11 protein-coding genes and 1 pseudogene are annotated in these 16,052 nt (G+C 67.8%); 5 read left to right on the plus strand and 7 right to left on the minus strand.

Annotated elements, in window-relative coordinates; translation table 11 throughout:
• Nucleotides 1-26 precede the first annotated feature (26 nt).
• The 5 genes from AC4D12_RS12060 to AC4D12_RS12080 all read right to left on the minus strand — a co-directional run bounded on the left by AC4D12_RS12060 (nt 27) and on the right by AC4D12_RS12080 (nt 8,740).
• Complete coding sequence (locus AC4D12_RS12060; protein WP_490950182.1) at nt 27-1,517, minus strand: sugar transferase; 1,491 nt, start codon at nt 1,515-1,517, stop codon at nt 27-29.
• Between the two features lie 463 nt (nt 1,518-1,980).
• On the minus strand, nt 1,981-4,674 hold the full coding sequence (locus AC4D12_RS12065) for a helix-turn-helix transcriptional regulator (protein ID WP_490950183.1): 2,694 nt from the start codon (nt 4,672-4,674) through the stop codon (nt 1,981-1,983).
• Nucleotides 4,671-7,307 carry a helix-turn-helix transcriptional regulator gene (locus AC4D12_RS12070; protein WP_490950184.1) on the minus strand — a complete coding sequence of 879 codons (2,637 nt, stop codon included), beginning with the start codon at nt 7,305-7,307 and terminating at the stop codon, nt 4,671-4,673. The genes AC4D12_RS12065 and AC4D12_RS12070 overlap by 4 nt, the downstream gene beginning before the upstream one ends.
• A gap of 185 nt (nt 7,308-7,492) precedes the next feature.
• Nucleotides 7,493-8,077 (minus strand): aminoacyl-tRNA hydrolase, encoded by a 585-nt coding sequence (gene pth / locus AC4D12_RS12075; RefSeq protein ID WP_490950185.1) that lies wholly within the window; start codon nt 8,075-8,077, stop codon nt 7,493-7,495.
• 12 nt (nt 8,078-8,089) lie between these two features.
• Nucleotides 8,090-8,740 (minus strand): 50S ribosomal protein L25/general stress protein Ctc, encoded by a 651-nt coding sequence (locus AC4D12_RS12080; protein ID WP_490950186.1) that lies wholly within the window; start codon nt 8,738-8,740, stop codon nt 8,090-8,092.
• A gap of 274 nt (nt 8,741-9,014) precedes the next feature.
• On the opposite strand from AC4D12_RS12080, the pseudogene AC4D12_RS12085 reads away from it, so the two are divergent.
• The 5 genes and pseudogenes from AC4D12_RS12085 to AC4D12_RS12105 all read left to right on the plus strand — a co-directional run.
• A pseudogene (locus AC4D12_RS12085) lies at nt 9,015-9,356 on the plus strand (acyltransferase family protein); the annotation flags it as partial.
• On the plus strand, nt 9,337-11,169 hold the full coding sequence (locus AC4D12_RS12090; protein ID WP_490950187.1) for an acyltransferase family protein: 1,833 nt from the start codon (nt 9,337-9,339) through the stop codon (nt 11,167-11,169). The pseudogene AC4D12_RS12085 and the gene AC4D12_RS12090, both read left to right, overlap by 20 nt.
• Nucleotides 11,170-11,344: 175 nt before the next feature.
• The gene (locus AC4D12_RS12095; RefSeq protein WP_490950640.1) at nt 11,345-11,734 is read left to right on the plus strand and encodes a VanZ family protein; all 390 of its coding nucleotides are present in this window, start codon (nt 11,345-11,347) and stop codon (nt 11,732-11,734) included.
• 106 nt (nt 11,735-11,840) lie between these two features.
• On the plus strand, nt 11,841-13,154 hold the full coding sequence (locus tag AC4D12_RS12100) for a UDP-glucose dehydrogenase family protein (protein WP_490950188.1): 1,314 nt from the start codon (nt 11,841-11,843) through the stop codon (nt 13,152-13,154).
• 3 nt (nt 13,155-13,157) lie between these two features.
• Nucleotides 13,158-13,733 (plus strand): arsenate reductase/protein-tyrosine-phosphatase family protein, encoded by a 576-nt coding sequence (locus AC4D12_RS12105; RefSeq protein ID WP_490950189.1) that lies wholly within the window; start codon nt 13,158-13,160, stop codon nt 13,731-13,733.
• Nucleotides 13,734-13,770: 37 nt separating this feature from the next.
• Here AC4D12_RS12105 and AC4D12_RS12110 read toward each other — a convergent pair whose 3' ends face one another.
• Together AC4D12_RS12110 and AC4D12_RS12115 are read right to left on the minus strand one after the other, a co-directional pair.
• Nucleotides 13,771-14,478 carry a hypothetical protein gene (locus AC4D12_RS12110; protein ID WP_490950190.1) on the minus strand — a complete coding sequence of 236 codons (708 nt, stop codon included), beginning with the start codon at nt 14,476-14,478 and terminating at the stop codon, nt 13,771-13,773.
• Nucleotides 14,478-15,824 carry a hypothetical protein gene (locus AC4D12_RS12115; RefSeq protein ID WP_490950191.1) on the minus strand — a complete coding sequence of 449 codons (1,347 nt, stop codon included), beginning with the start codon at nt 15,822-15,824 and terminating at the stop codon, nt 14,478-14,480. The genes AC4D12_RS12110 and AC4D12_RS12115 overlap by 1 nt, the downstream gene beginning before the upstream one ends.
• Nucleotides 15,825-16,052 lie beyond the last annotated feature (228 nt).

The following is a 16,052-nucleotide window of genomic DNA, read 5'->3' on the forward strand; positions in this document are numbered from 1 at the left end:
TGAGTGCTGTAGCGGTGAACTGCTGTTCAGTACGCGCCGACTGGCTTGAACATCACCTTGAAGGTGCGCCAGACGATGATGAGGTCGCCGGTGACGGACCAGTTCTCCACGTAGTAGAGGTCCAGCCGCACGCTTTCGTCCCAGTCGAGGTCCGAGCGCCCGCTGACCTGCCACAGGCCCGTGAGTCCCGGCTTGATGAGGAGCCTGCGGTGGGTGTGCTCCTGGTATCCCGACACCTCGCTGAACAGCGGCGGCCGCGGCCCCACGAGGGACATGTCGCCGCGCAGCACGTTCCAGAACTGCGGCAGCTCGTCGAGGGAGTACTTCCGGATGACCCGCCCGATCCGCGTGACCCGTGGGTCGTCGCGCAGCTTGAAGAGCATGCCGTTGCCCTCGTTCTGCTCCTTGAGCAGCTCGAGCTCGTCCTCGGCCGTCGTGACCATGGACCGGAACTTGTACATGGTGAAGACGCTGGAATCCTTGCCCGCGCGTTCCTGGGCGAAGAACACGGGCCCCGGGGAATCGCGACGGATGGTCACGGCGAGGGCCAGGAACAGGGGCGAGAGGATGATGAGCGCTGCGGCGGACACGACGACGTCGAGCGCCCGCTTCAACAGGTGGCGGCCGCCCGTGAACTGCGGCAACTCGACGTGCATGAGAGGAAGGCCCTCGACGGGCCGCATGGTGATGCGGGGGCCGGCCACGTTGGTGAGCGTGGAGGCGAGCACCAATTCCGTGGACGTGGCCTCGAGGCGCCAGCCGAGTTCACGGATGTACGAGCTGCCCTTGCGGAGGTGGCCCGCGACGATCACGGCGTCCGCTCCGGTGTGCGCGACGAAGTCCTCGATCTTGCGGAGCCCGCTGACCACGGGGACCAGGCGGTCCCCGGTCTGTAGCGCCGCGGGATTGGACTTGCCCTCGTACACGGCGCCGACCACGGCATAGGCCGCACCCGACTTCTTCGCGAGCTGACCGGCGACGTACCGCACATCGGACGGACGCCCGACGACGACCACCTTCGAGAGGTAGTGGCCGGCCCGGCTCTGCCGGATGAGCCACTGACGCCACAGCCAGCGGCTACCGAGCAGCAGCAGCGTGCCGGCGGGCATCGCGAGGAGGAGGAGGTCGCGGAAATGCTCGAGGTCGGCGAGGACCACGACCACAGCCGTAACCGCGAAGGTGGCGATGCTCGCTCGTATGACCTTCTTGTACTCTCCCGCGCCGGTCCCGACGAGACGGGAATCGCGGGTACGCATGGCGGCCATCATGGCGATCCAGCCGGCAGCGACGGCCGCGCCGAGCCCGAGGACGTCGGCCATCCGCGCGACGCCGGCATCGAGCGTCAGGAGGTTCACGGTGAGCAGCAGCACACCGAGGATCAGCACCGAGTCCGTTGCGGCGAGCGAGGTCTGGTAGCGCTTGCGCCAAGCGGTGCCGGAGAGGGAGAGCGCGCGGCTGTCGACACTGAGGGGCCGGACGCTCGCGGGGCTGCCGAGTGCGCTGTGCAGCTGCGTCATCGCGAGCCCGCTTCCTTCTGCCCGATGCCGGCATCGTTGCCGGCCATGGGATGGATCAGGGGAGCCGACGACGACTGGGGACGGACCTTGGTCTCAGAAGGTCCTGACGTCGCCGGCTCCGTCTCTGGGTGCGACTCAGCGGACGGCGTTGCGGCCCGCTGCTCGCAGGCGGTGAGGAGGGGCAGGGCCGATGACCGGCCGCTCTCCGTACCCGGGAGGAAGTGGTGTGAGGTGCGTGTGTGGTTAGGAACGCGAGTGCCGCGGGACGGACAACCCATGAGAGACCCAATTCGTCAGTATTTCCCCAGCTTTTTCAAAGCTCTTGAGAAGAACACTAGGTAAACGGGACTTCACGCACACGAGTACGACCTACGTGTTCAAACGCAGGTGGTTACGCATGGATTACGCGCGAGCTACTCGTAAACACTGGTGAGCGGTACGTGGACCTACGCACCGGAGCAGGTCAGGACTCCCGGAGGTCCTCGCGTCGGTTGACTCCGAGCTTCGCGAAGATCCTGTACAGGTGCCCCTCGACTGTTCGCACGGAGACACTCTTCGCCTCTGCGATCTCGCGGTTGGAGTAGCCCTCCCGGACCAGCGAGACGATGCGCTTCTCGGTCGGCGTGAGGCTCGGTGTGGCGGCTGCGGGCGAGGCCGCGGCGAGCGGAACGGGCACAGGGCCCTCTCGCTGCTCGCCCAGGGTCACCAGACGGCGCTGCACCGCGCGTGTCTTGCGCTCGGAGCGCTGCTCCCCCATGCTCTGCAGGGCCAGCGAGAGCCCCGCGAACTCGAAGGCGATGTTGCCGTGCTGACCTGCGAGGGTCGCGGCGTCGATCATGGCCTCGGCGTCGCCGGCCCGGGCCGCTCGGGCGAAATCGCGGAGGTCCGCCGCCCCCTGGCCCTCGAACCCGTCCAGAACGCGCAGCAGCGGCTCGATGGCGCGCCGATCGCCGAGGAGCAGGGACAGCCGCAGGGACGTACCGGCCACCTCCTTCATCCCCGCCTTCTCGGCTTCGGCGGCGATCGAGATCAGCTCCGTCCGCGCCCCGGGAGTCTGGCCGAGCAGCGCGGCCGTCGCCGTGATGAACACCCGCCCGGCCAGTCGCATGCTCCGGGACCCCCGCTCGGGGGTCCGGTGGAACTCCCGGACCAGCTCGGCGGCCTCGGCGGTGTCCCCCGCCAGCGCGCACGCGTAGGCGGTCATGCCCATCAGCAGTGTCAGGACCTTCGTGGAGTCGGTCTCGCGGAGGGCCTCGAGTGCCAGGAGGAACCGCTCGCGGGCCAGCCCGTTGCGGGCAGCCCGGAGTGCGCCGATACCCTCCACGAAGTCGCCCCAGCCGGCGAAGTAGGACGAACTGGACGCGTTGGCCGAGAGGTAGGTCTCGAGGACCGCCTTCCCCTCCTCCGCGCGCCCCACGTTGGTGAGCAGGAAGACGTGCCGCGCGACGGCGGCCTCGCGGTACCTGAGCAGCAGGGCTCCGTTCGCCTCGACGAGTTCCACGGCCCGCCCGGAATAGGTACTGCCCTCCAGCGAGCGTCCGGTGCTGCCGAGCAGGTCGGCGAGCAGGATCATGCAGCCAACACGTGCCTCGGGGGTGGCGTCGGCGTCGGCGAGCATGGCCCGAAGGTCATCCTCCACACCGTCGTAGTGTCCGTCGAGGACGAGGATCCTGCTCTCCAGGATCTTGAGACCGAGGCGGGAGCGCGCAACGTCGACGGGCGTCATGGTGCCGCCGTCCGTGGTCTGAAGGGTGGTCACGAGAGTTCGCCAGCGCTCGACGTCGGCCCGAAGGTCCTCGCTGGGCGCTCCCTCCTTGAGTCTCATCTCGAAGGAGAGCAGGGTGGCCTCCTTCGCCACACGGGCATCGGTGCAGCGGGCCAGCACCTCGTCGACGAGCTCGCGCGCGTACACGGAGTTGCCCCGGCCGGCCTCCACCTCGGCTATCTGCGTCATCGCGCTGCCGCGGAGCGCCGGTGCGGTGACCGCGCGGGCGGCCCGTAGCGCGAAGTCGTGATCGCGCAGCCCGTTGGCCACCGTTGCAGCCGTGAGGAGTGTGGCGTCGTCGGCCTGTACACCGCAGTCGAGCCCCCAGGAGACGAACCGCAGGAAGCCCTCGAGCGATTGCACCGTCGGGTCGAGGACGGCCAGTACCGCGCGCCGGATGGCCATGCTGCGGGCGGCGGGTACCTGCGAGCGCAGTACCTCGCCGTAGAGCGGATGCTCGAGGGAGACGGATTCCTCCGGCCCGGGGCCGACGGCGACGAGCCGGTCCTCGCGCAGCCGCGCGAGCACGCCGACGTCCACGCAGCGCGAGAGCGTGTCGAGGGCGATGGGTTCCGCGAGCGCCACCACCTCGAGGACGGCCATGTCCTCTGCGGTCCTCGAACGCAGCCGCGCGCGGATGAGGTCGCCGAGCTGCAGGTGCATCATGCCCTGGTCGCCGGTGAGGCGCCACACCCCGTTGCGGCTCTCGAGGTACCCCTCGACCTCCCCCCGCTCGAGCACCGTGCGCAGGAACATCGGGTTGCCACCGGTTGCGCGTGTCAGCGCCTGCGACGTCCCGGTGAGCACGGGGCCGCCGAGCACCTGCCGGCACAGCAGGCCCACCGCCTCGGCGTCGAGCGGTTCCAGGTCGAAGCGGGCCAGGAGCCCGTCCGCGCTCAACGTGGTGAACTCGGCGGGCGCGGACGGAAGGTCGCGGCTCATCACGAGGACCTTCGCGCGCCGGGCGCTCACGAGCTGCGCGAGGAGGGCGGTGGAACTCTCGTCGAGTTCGTGGGCGTCGTCGATGACCAGGAGCGGCGGGTGCTGGGGCCGCACGGTGCTGCCCGCTCGCGCGGTCTCCGACCCGAGGTACTCCATCACGGCACGGAGGATGGCGACGGGCGATTCCGCGTCGCTCACGGACAGCGTGTGGAGATAGGGCGCGAGCGCCCCGAACGGGATGGCGCGGAGGGAGGAGCCGCCCGTGACGGTGACCACGGGGGCGGTCCACCGCAGGCCGCTGACGACGGCACGGGCGACGGCGGTCTTCCCCACCCCGGGCTCTCCCATGAGGAGGGCGCCGAAGCCGGCGCGGTCGGACAGTGCGGCGCTGATGTCCTTGATCAGGCGGGCGCGCCCCACGAGCTCGGAGCTGGCAACTGCACGACTCATGGTTGCGGCCCGAAGATCAGCCCGAGCTGCTTGCGGCTCGAGAGTCCGAGCTTGGTCATGACCTGGTGCACGTGGCCCTCCACGGTGCGATGGGAGATATGTTCCTGCTGCGCGATCTCCTTGTTCGGCACGCCCCGCGCCACCATCCGGGCTATGGCCCGCTCGCGTTCGCTGAGGAGCTTTCGGCGCACGTGCCGACGCGCCGGGGTGGAGGTACGCCGCAGGATCTGCTCGGCGTGCACGCGGATCATGGGATCGTCCGTCTCGTCGAGGTGCTCGATGCTGAGCGCCGCGATGTCCCCGGCGAGGCAGTAGTGGCCGGTCTCGAGCACCGTGAGGGCCGTCTCCTTGAGTGCGTGCGGGTTCCTCGCCGCCAACGCCGTCGCGAACGAACCGCAGAGCGCGGCGAACCGGCCTTCCGTGGCGGAGCTGATCGTCGCGAGGGAATCGGCGGCATCCCGTCCGCCGAACTGGACGCCTTGCACGAGGAAGAACAGTTCGATCCCGTGGTACCCCGCAGCGTTGAGCTCGCGCGCGCGCTCCAGGAGGCCGGCGACGGCGACGGCGGGGCCGTCCAGCCAGGCTTCCGCGAGGAGGCGGAAGTAGTGCACCGCTTCCCGGACGTGCCAGGCGTGGCGCTGGGTCGTGAGGTCGATCGCGCGGAGGTGGTCCTCGGCGGCGTCCGGTTCGCTCTCGAGTACAAGCGCGTAGGCTGCCGCCGCCTCGGCGAGCGGCAGCATGCCGTGCCGGTCGCGGATGCGCAGTTGGCTGATGGCGGGGACGAGCTTCGCGAGCGCAGCGCTGCTCCGTCCGAGGAACGCGAGCAGCACGCCCTCCGCGCTCTCGGTCGGCGAGCCGGCGAAGAGCAGGGCGCCCCCCGGGTCGGCGGGGCTGCCGGCCAGTTCCAGTGCCTCCGCCCACTCGCCCGCCAGGACCAGCGAACCGAACAGGTGCGCGGAGGCGAGCTCACGGTCGATCGAGCTCGCGGCGGGATCTGCGAGGCGGGCGCCGACACTCCGCGCGAGCGCTACGGCCTGGTCCTGCTGACCCAGTGCCGACTGCGCCACACCGAGGATGCTTCTGATCCTCGTGGACCAGCGTGAGGTCTCGGCGCGGCCTGTCAGTGCGGCCGGCACGCGCTCGACGATGCGGTGCAGCTCGCCCTCGAAGAGGTGCAATTCCAGGCGCAGCACCTCGGCGCGGCCGGCGAGGTCAGCCACCTCGACGGTGGCCTCGTGCTCGGCGAGGCGGCGGACCACGTCGTCGAGCAGTGCCGGTGCCTCACGAACGCGGGCGTGCGTGCGCGTCAGCAACCCGGCGGCGAGCAGCCGCGCGGCGACCCAGAGATCGAGCGGGAGCTCTGCGCCGGGATCGTCCAGCAGACCGTCGACGGCGGCGATCGCGTCGGTGAGCCGGCCGTCGCCGATCAGGTGGCGTGTCCTTTCGATCACCGCCGCTCCCCCGGACTCGGCGGGCGGAACGGCGTCGAGGAACCGCTCGGCGGCGCCGTCGACCCGGTGGTCGTTGGCGTTCCTCGCGAGCGCCACGAGCTCCTTCGCGCCGAGGAGCTCCCCCTGCTCGAGCAGCCAGAGCGCCAGCGCGATCCGCGAGCGGGCAGGCATGTCGGCGTGCTCGCGCTGGGCGGCGAGGGCGGTGAGCGCCGCCTGGCCGGCCTGGGAGATCAGCTGGCTGCGGACCACATCGGCGAGGACGTCGTAGGTGATCCGCACCAGCGGGGTGCACGCCACGTCGAGGGTCAGCACCCCTTCCTCCTGCAACGTGTCGAGGGCGGTGGAGGGGGCGGCCTGCAGCAGGAGGGCGAGCGGCGCGGCGCCGCTGACCGAGAGGACCTCGATGACGGCGCGGTCCTCGGGGTCGAGATCGGCGAGCCGCGTCATCGTCCAGTCCGTGATGGAGCGCCCGGACTCCGGGCGCGGCGCGTCCCGGGAGACCCACACGCCGTCGCGCTGGAAGAGGTAGCCGGAGGCGACATCGGCCTTCGTGGCGAGCTGCAGATACCGGGGGTTGCCGCTGCTCGCGGACCACAGTTCGTGCGAGGCCGAGCGCGAGACAGGCGCGCCGAGTGCGGCCGTGAGCATCGCGGTGGCGCCGTCGGGTGTGAGGGGCTGGATGTCGAAGCGTTCGAGGACGCCGTCCTTCCAGAGGTCGAGGAACTCACCCGGGGCACGGAGGATGTCCTCGCAGGTGACCACCAGACGCACTGCACCCACGCGGGCGAGGTGCGCTATGACGGTCGCGGACAGCTCGTCGATGTCCTCGACGCCGTCGATGTGCATGAGGGTGCGGCGCGTGGCGGAGTCGCCGTCGAATCTGCGCTGCAGCGCGCTGAGGACCAGCAGGGGGCTCCGTGCGGTGTCCTCGTCGAGTTCGGCAAGGAGCACGTTCAGCGCTCCGTAGGGAGTGGTGGCGTGTGCGGCGGAACCGCGGAGGTACATGTGGTCCACGTGGCGTGACATCGACGCGAGCACACGCTGCGCGATCATGGTCTTTCCGACACCAGCCGGGCCCACGAGCACCACGCCGTGTCCGGCGTCCGCGGTGAGGACCTGCTGGATCGCGGCGACCTCGGCGTCGCGGGCTGCGAAGGGCCAGCGGCCGTCGACCACCGTCACCGGAGGGACCCGAGGGAAGCGCTGCGCGCAAGGGCCATCCACGCGACCTGATGTGGTCCGCTTCCTCGCTCCCAGCTCACCATGACGCTTCGCCTCACCACGCTTGTCCCCAAGGTGCTCACACTACCGCCCGGGGGTTCCTCCAGGGAGTGACCGGCGCGGGCCGTGGGGCGGTTCTTTCGGACCTATTTCGGCGGGTGGAACTTCTGCTGCGCGGCGGCGAGGCCGTCGGTGATGAGGAGTTCGACGGCGTCGGCGGCGTCGTCGAGCAGGAACGCGAGCTCCTTCTTCTCGGCCGTGCCGAAATCCTTCAGCACGAAGTCCGCGGCGTCCTGCCGACCGGGCGGGCGGCCCACGCCCACGCGGACGCGGTGGTAGTCCTTGGTGCCGAGCGCCCGGGTGATGTCACGGAGCCCGTTGTGCCCGCCCTCGCCACCGCCGAGCTTCAGGCGCACCGTGGCGAAGGGGATGTCGAGTTCGTCGTGGACGGCGATCACGTGGTCGGGAGCCACGTCGTGGAAGCGAGCGAGCGCGCCCACGGGCCCGCCGCTCAGGTTCATGTAGGTGAGGGGTTTGGCGAGGACCAGCCGGGGCCCGCCGATCCCGAGGCGGCCCTCGAGGCTGACGGCCTGCGCCTTCGACGACGAGAAGCGGCCACCCACGCGGCCGGCCAGCAGGTCCAGGACCATCTGGCCGACGTTGTGGCGGGTGCCCGCATAGCCGGGCCCGGGGTTACCGAGCCCGGCTACGAGCCAGGTGTCAGAGGACACCGTGCGGGGTACTTACTTCTCGTCGGCGTCAGTGACGACGGCGTCCGCGTCGGCCTGGCCGGCGGTGGCGCCCTCGGAGGTGCCCTCGGTTCCGGCGTCGGTCTCGTCGGTCTCGCCGAGGTCCTGAACGGTCGGCGCCATGAGGTTGACGATCAGCGTCTCGGGATCGGTGATGAGCGTGACGCCCGCCGGGAGGACGATGTCCGAGGCGTAGAGGTGCTCGCCGATGTCGCGGCCCTCGATGCTGACGGTGAGGGTCTCGGGCAGGTGCGTGGCCTCGGCCTCGACGAGAACCGTGTTGGTCTCGAGGTTGGAGACGACCTCGGGCAGCGGCTCGCCCTCGACGTGGATGGCGACGTCGACCTCGACCTTCTCGCCACGGCGGACCGTGAGGAGATCAAGGTGCTGGACGATCTGCTTGATCGGGTTGCGCTGGATGTCCTTGACCAGGGCGAGGTGGTCCTCACCGTTGATGTCCAGGGTCAGCAGCGCGTTGGGCGTACGCACCGCGAGCGTGGTGGCCTTCGCGGGCAGGAGGATGTGGATGGGATCGGCGCCGTGACCGTAGACCACGGCGGGGATCATGTTGGCGCGGCGGGCCTGGCGGGCGAAGCCCTTGCCGAACTCGGTGCGGACGTGTGCTGCGAGCTTCTGCTCGGACATGGTTTCTCCTGAAGTGGTGGGCGGGGTGTCGCCCGGGCGGGGGAACACGTTGGTCCAGCGCACCGCCTCCGCAGCTCTGTGAGCCGGAGATCCGTAGCCAGCCACCGTCGATCACGGAGTTCGCCGCTGATCCCCGGTCATCCGTGGATCTGCAGGCCGCTCCCTCGCCTAGGCATCGCCGTCAATGCTACCGCACGGGACCTCGCCCTGAGGACCTGCGCTAGCATCCAGGATGGGGGAACGATCGCCTGCCCGCACGCTACCGAAGGCCCCGATGCGCACAGCGTTCCCCGTGCTCCCTGGTGGTGACCCGTCTCGGCCCGCATCCCAGCAGAATCCTCCAGCCCTGAGGCCGGACATCCAGGGACTGCGCGCCCTCGCCGTGTCCGCGGTGGTGCTGGATCACCTGATCGGGTGGCCGAGCGGCGGCTTCGTCGGCGTGGACATCTTCTTCGTCATCTCGGGGTTCCTCATCACGGGGCTCCTCCTGCGGGAGTACGAGAAGACCGGGCGCATCTCGTTCGGCGGGTTCTACCGCCGCCGGATCAAGCGCATCATCCCGGCGTCGATCACCGCGATCGTGGCCACCCTTCTCGGTGCCTTCGCCATCTTCGGCCCCTCCCGCTTCCTCGAGACGGCGCTGGACGCCGCGGCAGCGGCACTGTTCGGCGCCAACTGGCGTTTCGCGGCCCTCGATACCGACTACTTCCGGGCGAACGTCCCGGTCTCCCCCCCTGCAGCACTTCTGGTCACTGTCGGTCGAGGAGCAGTTCTACTTCGTGTGGCCCGCCGTGATGCTCGTGGTGTTGGCACTGGTGGCGAAGCGCGGCGCCGGGCCTGCGCGGGCCCGGCTGGGCGCCGGCCTGGTGATCGGTGCGATCTCGGCCACCTCCTTCGGGTGGGCGCTCTGGGAGACGCACACCGCACCCACGGTGGCGTACTTCTCCACGTTCTCACGCGCCTGGGAACTCGGCGCGGGTGCTGCCCTGGCGTGCGCCGCACCGCTGTCCACCCGCCTTGCTGCAGGTGTACGCCCCGTGCTCGCGTGGCTGGGCATCGGACTGATCGTGTCCGCACTGTTCCTCGTCGACGCGTCCTCGGCCTTCCCGGCGCCGTGGGCGCTCCTCCCGGTCCTGGGTGCGGTCCTCGTGATCCTGGCCGGCACCGGTGCGGACCATCACGCGCTCCTGCTGCCCCTGACCAACCCCGTGAGCGGGTACCTCGGCACCATCTCCTACTCCCTGTACCTGTGGCACTTCCCCGTGATCATCCTCGGCGGCGCGGTGTTCCTCGGACGGACTCCCCTGTTCCACCTGGGCTGCGCTGTCGCGATGCTCCTCCTCGCGGTGTTCTCCTACCACCTCGTCGAGGACCCGATCCGCAGGTCCTCCTGGCTGTCCGGCCGGAGAGCCAGGACCGCGGGGGCGACGACGGCGGGAAGCAGGGCGGTCCACGGCGCCGGCTTCCGACGGGCCGCAGCAACGGCCGCAGTCACCGCGATCGTGTGCGCGGCGAGCATCCCCCTCATCCCGGCGCATTCGAGGAGCATCCAGCTGTCGGACTCCCCCGCCGTCGATGTCCCGGAGGAGACCGCGGCCCTGCAGGAGCAGATCCGGACGGCTCTCCGTCAGAGTGACTGGCCGACATTGGACCCGACCATCGACGAAGCCATCAACGGTGCCCTGGCGCCGGGTGAGGTCAGCGCCTGCGACGGCATGGAGCGAGTGGACCTCGACGAGTGCACCTGGGGCGATGTCGATGCCACGCGGCACGCGGTGGTGGTCGGCGACTCGATCGCCGTCTCGTGGGTCTCGTCCGTGCGGAAGGCGTTCGGGTCCGCGGACGGCTGGTCGGTCACCGGCCTGGGGACCTCCGGCTGCACCTTCACCGAGGTCCTGATCCGGAATCCCGAGCCGGAGCTGGTGCAGGCCTGCGAGGACCGGAAGACGCAGGCCGTGGACGCCATCAACGAACTGCAGCCCGACGTCGTCATCATCGCCAACTCCTACGAGCCACGGTTCCCCACGGGCCGGCAACAGGCGCTGACCCCCGAGGAGTGGAAGGAGAGCACGCGATCCATCGTGTCCCGCTTCAGGGACGCGGCGGGCGCCGTGGTGTTCCTCGCTCCCCCGCCGCTCTCCACGGACATCACGGACTGTTACTCGAAGATCGCCGAGCCCTCCTTCTGTGCCGGGCAGGTGAGCGAACAATGGCGTACGGTTGCCGCCGCGGAGCAGCAACTCGCCGGTGAACTGAACGGCTACTTCATCTCCCCGGAACTCTGGTTCTGCGCGGAGGGCTGGTGCCCGAGCTTCGTGGGGAGCACCCCGGTGATGCGGGATCAGGTCCACATGACGCCGCCGTACCAGCTCAAGATCGCGCCCGCGCTGCGCCGTGAACTCGAGGACCGGGGCATCGTCGAGTTCTGAGGCCGCCCTGGCGCGGCGGAACGACGTGGGCGCACAGGGCCCGGACAGCCGCATCGGGGATACTTCTGGGACACCCCCGCGGCTCTTCCGCCGCCGCTGAACTCTCGAGGACTCCCTGATCACCGCTCCCCTGCCGTCCCCGCGCTACCGCCGGGTCACGCTCGCGCTCTGCGCGCTGTGGCTCCTCGCGGTCGCGCTGATCGTGCTCTCGCCGTCCCCCGTGGATTCCGGCGCCAACGGGCTGGTGGTGCGGGCGCTGGCCGCGCTGCACCGCCGGGGCGTTCCCGCCTGGTTCGACTTCGCGTTCGTGGAGTTCACCGCGAACATCGTGATGTTCGTGCCGCTGGGCCTGTTCTTCTTCATTCTCGCGCCGCGCGGGTGGCGGTGGCTCGGTCCGCTCGTGGGGCTGGCGCTCTCCGCCGCGATCGAGCTCACGCAGCTCGTGGTCCTGCCGCAGCGGGTGGCAACACCGTACGACGTCGTGGCGAACGGTTTCGGCGCGCTGGTGGGCACCGTCGTGGCCTGGGCACTACTCCGGGCACGACGGCGGCGCCCCCGTCGGTGACGGGCGTCGCGTCACAGCCGCGCCCGCGAGGGCACCTGACGCTGACGGGACCGGGCGCGCCGCTACAATCGGCGTGGTCTCATTCCTCGTACAAGGACACGTCTATATGCGCATTTCCGTGATCGGTTGCGGCTATCTGGGAGCAGTGCACGCGGCGTGCATGGCAAAGCTCGGACACGACGTGGTGGGGATCGACGTCGATGCGCGGAAGATCACTGAACTGCAGGCGGGGCGCGCGCCCTTCTTCGAGCCCGGACTGCCCGAGCTGCTGCAGGAGGTCCTGGCAACGGGACGCCTGACCTTCAGCTCGGACATGGCGGATGCTCGGGGCGCCGAGGTGCACTTCCTCTGTGTGGGCACGCCGCAGCGCAAGGGCGAGTACGCGGCGGACATGCGGTACGTGGACGGCGCGTTCATGTCCCTGCTCGATTCCCTGGAGCCCGGCAACCTCGTGGTGGGCAAATCCACGGTGCCGGTGGGTACTGCCGCACGCCTGGCCGACGACCTCGCCGAGCGCCACCCCGATGCCATGCTGGCCTGGAACCCGGAGTTCCTCCGCGAGGGCTTCGCCGTGAAGGACACCCTGGCGCCGGACCGCTTCGTGTACGGCATCCCCGCAGGCGATGCGGGCACGCGCGCCACCGAACTGCTCGACGCCGTCTACGCCACCCCCCTCTCGCTGGGCACGCACCGCCTCTGCTCGGATTACGCCACCGCGGAGCTCGTGAAGGCCGCGGCCAACTCGTTCCTCGCCACGAAGATCTCCTTCATCAACGCGATGGCGGAGGTGTGCGAGGTGACCGGCGCGGACGTCACGCTGCTGGCGGACGCCATCGGCATGGACGAGCGGATCGGCCGGAAGTTCCTCAACGCCGGTGTGGGCTTCGGCGGCGGCTGCCTTCCCAAGGACATCCGCGCGTTCATGGCCCGCGCGGGCGAGCTCGGCGCGGACCAGGCGCTGACCTTCCTTCGCGAGGTGGACGACATCAACGTCCGCCGCCGCATCAGGGTGGTCGAGCTGACCCGCACGCTGGTGGGCGGCTCGCTGCTGGGCAAGCGCATCACCGTGCTCGGTGCGGCATTCAAACCCAACAGCGACGACGTCCGCGACTCCCCCGCGCTCAGCATCGCCGCTCAGCTGCAGCTCCAGGGCGCCGACGTGACGGTGACGGACCCCGAAGCGATCGACGGCGCCAGGCACCGCTTCCCGGAACTCGCCTACGAGGCGGACCTCGAGCAGGCCATGCAGAAGGCGGACGCACTACTCCTCCTGACCGAGTGGAAGGAGTATCGCGAACTCCTTCCGGAGGTCGCTGCCCGTGCGGTGCGGACCAAGAACATCCTCGACGGCCGTAACGTCCTGGATCCGAAAGCCTGGCGTGCCGCCGGCTGGACCTACAAGGGGATCGGCAGACCATAGACCATGACTGTGCATGACGCTGGGGCGTCACAAACACCTTTCCGGATTCTCACCGTATGTACCGGCAACATCTGCCGGTCCCCCATGGCCGAACGCCTTCTGCAGGCAGGGCTCGACGAACGCTTCCCCGGGCAGTTCGAGGTGCGCAGCGCCGGCACAGGGGCGCTCGTCGGCAACCCAATCGACGCGCGAGTGGCCGGCTACATCCGTGACCTCGGCGGGAACACCGAGAACTTCTCGGCGCGGCAGCTCACCCCGCGCACTCTCGAGGGCCAGGACCTCGTACTGGCCCTGACGAGGGAGCACCGGAGCCGGGTGGTGGAGCTGTCGCCGGCAATGTTGAAGAGGACCTTCACGCTGCGGGAGTTTGCTCGGCTGCTCCCGGGCCTACCGCTCGACTCTTCACTGCAGGGCGCCGACCATTGGCGTGCTGCGATTCCAAAGGCTCTGCGTGCACGGTCGGCTCACACTGGTGCGCCCGGGGACGACGACGTCGTGGATCCTTACAAAAGAGGCGACGACGTCTATTCGGAGATGCGGAACCAACTCCGGCCCGCAATCTCATCTTTGCTCTGGTGACGTTCGTGGGAGTGACCGTCGGCTTTAGACAAGAAAGCTAGATCTGTTTAAGGCTGAACCTGCTCTGCAGTAGTGACTCGAAGCGCCGTTTATACGGCGCAGCGCGTCGTTGTGCGCGAGTGCCGTAGCGCCCTCCGCCCGTACCTGAAGTGCCGACGAGGTCCGGGCGCTCGCTAAAGCGTTCGACGCGCGCGCCACTGAACTCGGCCCCCACCAGACGGTATGCAAGAACATGCTCAAGATAAATTCCATCATCATCAGCAACGTCAGCATCCATCTGTGTTAGGTAATCAAGCCAGAACCCGTACCTCGCGCCAAAGAATCTCGAATCGCAGTAGCTACGGTCAAGACTCCTTCGCACTGCGGCGTCGCTCTCGAGCGGCGCAATGATACGACTGGCATTGGCAAGCGTTAAACGACCGGTCACCTTATAGATGGTAGACGCCTCCTCAAGATGCAACTGGTCGATGAGGTGGTCCAGCGCTGCAGCTTCTACAGCACCTTTCCCGCGGGCAGCACAATCTTCGCTGGGTTCGAAAGCGACTGTGTCCACAAATCGGGACAGCCGGTCAGCGCAGCCAGAGGTCTCAACAACGGCAAGACCGAAACCCCGTTCGGCAGCAACACTCTGCCAAATCTTTACTGCATGAAGGTACTGCCGGAGCCGTTCGTCCCCGCTCGACAGCGCTGATCGATATGCGGGGTTCGGTTCGACTGCCGCCGAAAGGACAATTACATCAATCATTATTCAACATACTGACCTCGAATACGCGGGGACCAAGTTCCTTGCGCCAACCCTTGTGTAGACAGGGCGGTCTTCGGCTTGGCGTTTTTGATAAAGTAAAATTTCTCATCGACCTTGCTGCGACCCGGATAGGCCCGCACTTTGCCCACTCCCAGTGCGGTTGCCCGCGAGATCTGATGCTCACAGATCGCGTAGGCGGCGAGCAGAGCATAGGAGGTCATCGCAATTGACTGATTTCCGCCCCAAGGCGAGAAGAACAAGTCCCAACATCCGTGCAGGCCGACGAAGACGACGAAGGGAGCTAGCCTTCCGGAAGTTACGACCACTGCGTGCAGCAGCAGAGCGATGAGGGCTAACGGGAAGAGTACGGCCAGCACTCCACCTTCGACCCAAGCGTTAAACAAGATTGAGTGAAGGTTCACCTGTCCATCTGCACGAATCCAAAACGGAAGGTAGCTCGCTGGATTTGACATACCAAGCTGACTGGCGATGTGCCCGCCCACAGCGATCGTGTCTCCTGACAATGTTTGAGCATCACCCCAGCCGAACAGCGGCTTCTGAAGAATCGCCGCGATGGACAGAGGCATCTCCGTCCGGCCACCCAGAATCACCGGAGTATCGCCAGAAGTTTGAGCAAGTGTCCGCAGTTGAACGCTCCTGCCAAACAGCCCAGCAGTCATACCTTGAAGAAGTATCGACGATAGCGCCAGTACGCCAAGGGATGCTGCAGACGCCCGAAGAATAGCCTGAAACATACTTCCGCCTGGTCGATTTTGGAAAATACACCAAACAGCAGAGGCGAAGCTGATCAATGCCATCGAACGATATTCCAGAAGCATACTGGCCACCCCGAGTGCGATCAGGGCGATGATTGGCGCGTAGCGCCCTCGAGACCTCAAGCAAATCAAATAGATAGCAATGTTTGCGACCGGGTAAGCAATTCCATACTTCCAGAGGTTCTCCACGCTTCCGGTCGTGTTTTCGGGTCTGAAAATCAAGTAGTATCCAAAGTTGCCGACTGCGAACCAGAACAGCAACTGGGCTGCAGCGTCAAGGCTATCAACAATTTTGGAGAGACAGAAGATAAAGATTGCAGCAGATAGATACTGCCCGGAATTAGATCGCGGAACCGGGACACCGTTGATCAGCGCGCCCAGGCCGAATCCCAGGACGCCTACACCCGCCGCAACAACAAGCATACGAAGGCCGCGAGGTAATGGACGTTTCCTAGGCAACAACCCAACGCCGCCCGCAAGAACGATGCCCACAGGTACGGCTAGGCCCGCCAAGGGAATGTTCGTCGTGATACCTGCAGCACGACGGACCCATGCAGGGTGATCAATCAAGAGATCGTCCTGAAGCGCAAAGGAACTTCATCGGCTCGATCGGCTCGAACCGCCACGTCTTACCTGCCAGATTGAGGTCTCTTATGCCAGCGCCGTGCAACACACAGTACGGGGGCCTATGCGGTCCCCAGCCCGCTTCTCTCCGCATTGCCAGCTCCTTGGTTGAGGCTTTGATAGATAATGACACATCCTCGGTTGAGACGCGGAAGTGCTCCCGACGGGATAGCT

Source organism: Arthrobacter sp. TJ-266, assembly GCF_058269115.1.

Excerpts from the sequence above, each read along its gene's own strand:
- AC4D12_RS12100 (WP_490950188.1), top strand. The coding sequence starts at position 11,841 with ATGCGCATTTCCGTGATCGGTTGCGGCTATCTGGGAGCAGTGCACGCG.
- AC4D12_RS12060 (WP_490950182.1), bottom strand. The coding sequence starts at position 1,517 with ATGACGCAGCTGCACAGCGCACTCGGCAGCCCCGCGAGCGTCCGGCCC.
- AC4D12_RS12105 (WP_490950189.1), top strand. The coding sequence starts at position 13,158 with ATGACTGTGCATGACGCTGGGGCGTCACAAACACCTTTCCGGATTCTC.
- AC4D12_RS12110 (WP_490950190.1), bottom strand. The coding sequence starts at position 14,478 with ATGATTGATGTAATTGTCCTTTCGGCGGCAGTCGAACCGAACCCCGCA.
- AC4D12_RS12065 (WP_490950183.1), bottom strand. The coding sequence starts at position 4,674 with ATGAGTCGTGCAGTTGCCAGCTCCGAGCTCGTGGGGCGCGCCCGCCTG.
- AC4D12_RS12080 (WP_490950186.1), bottom strand. The coding sequence starts at position 8,740 with ATGTCCGAGCAGAAGCTCGCAGCACACGTCCGCACCGAGTTCGGCAAG.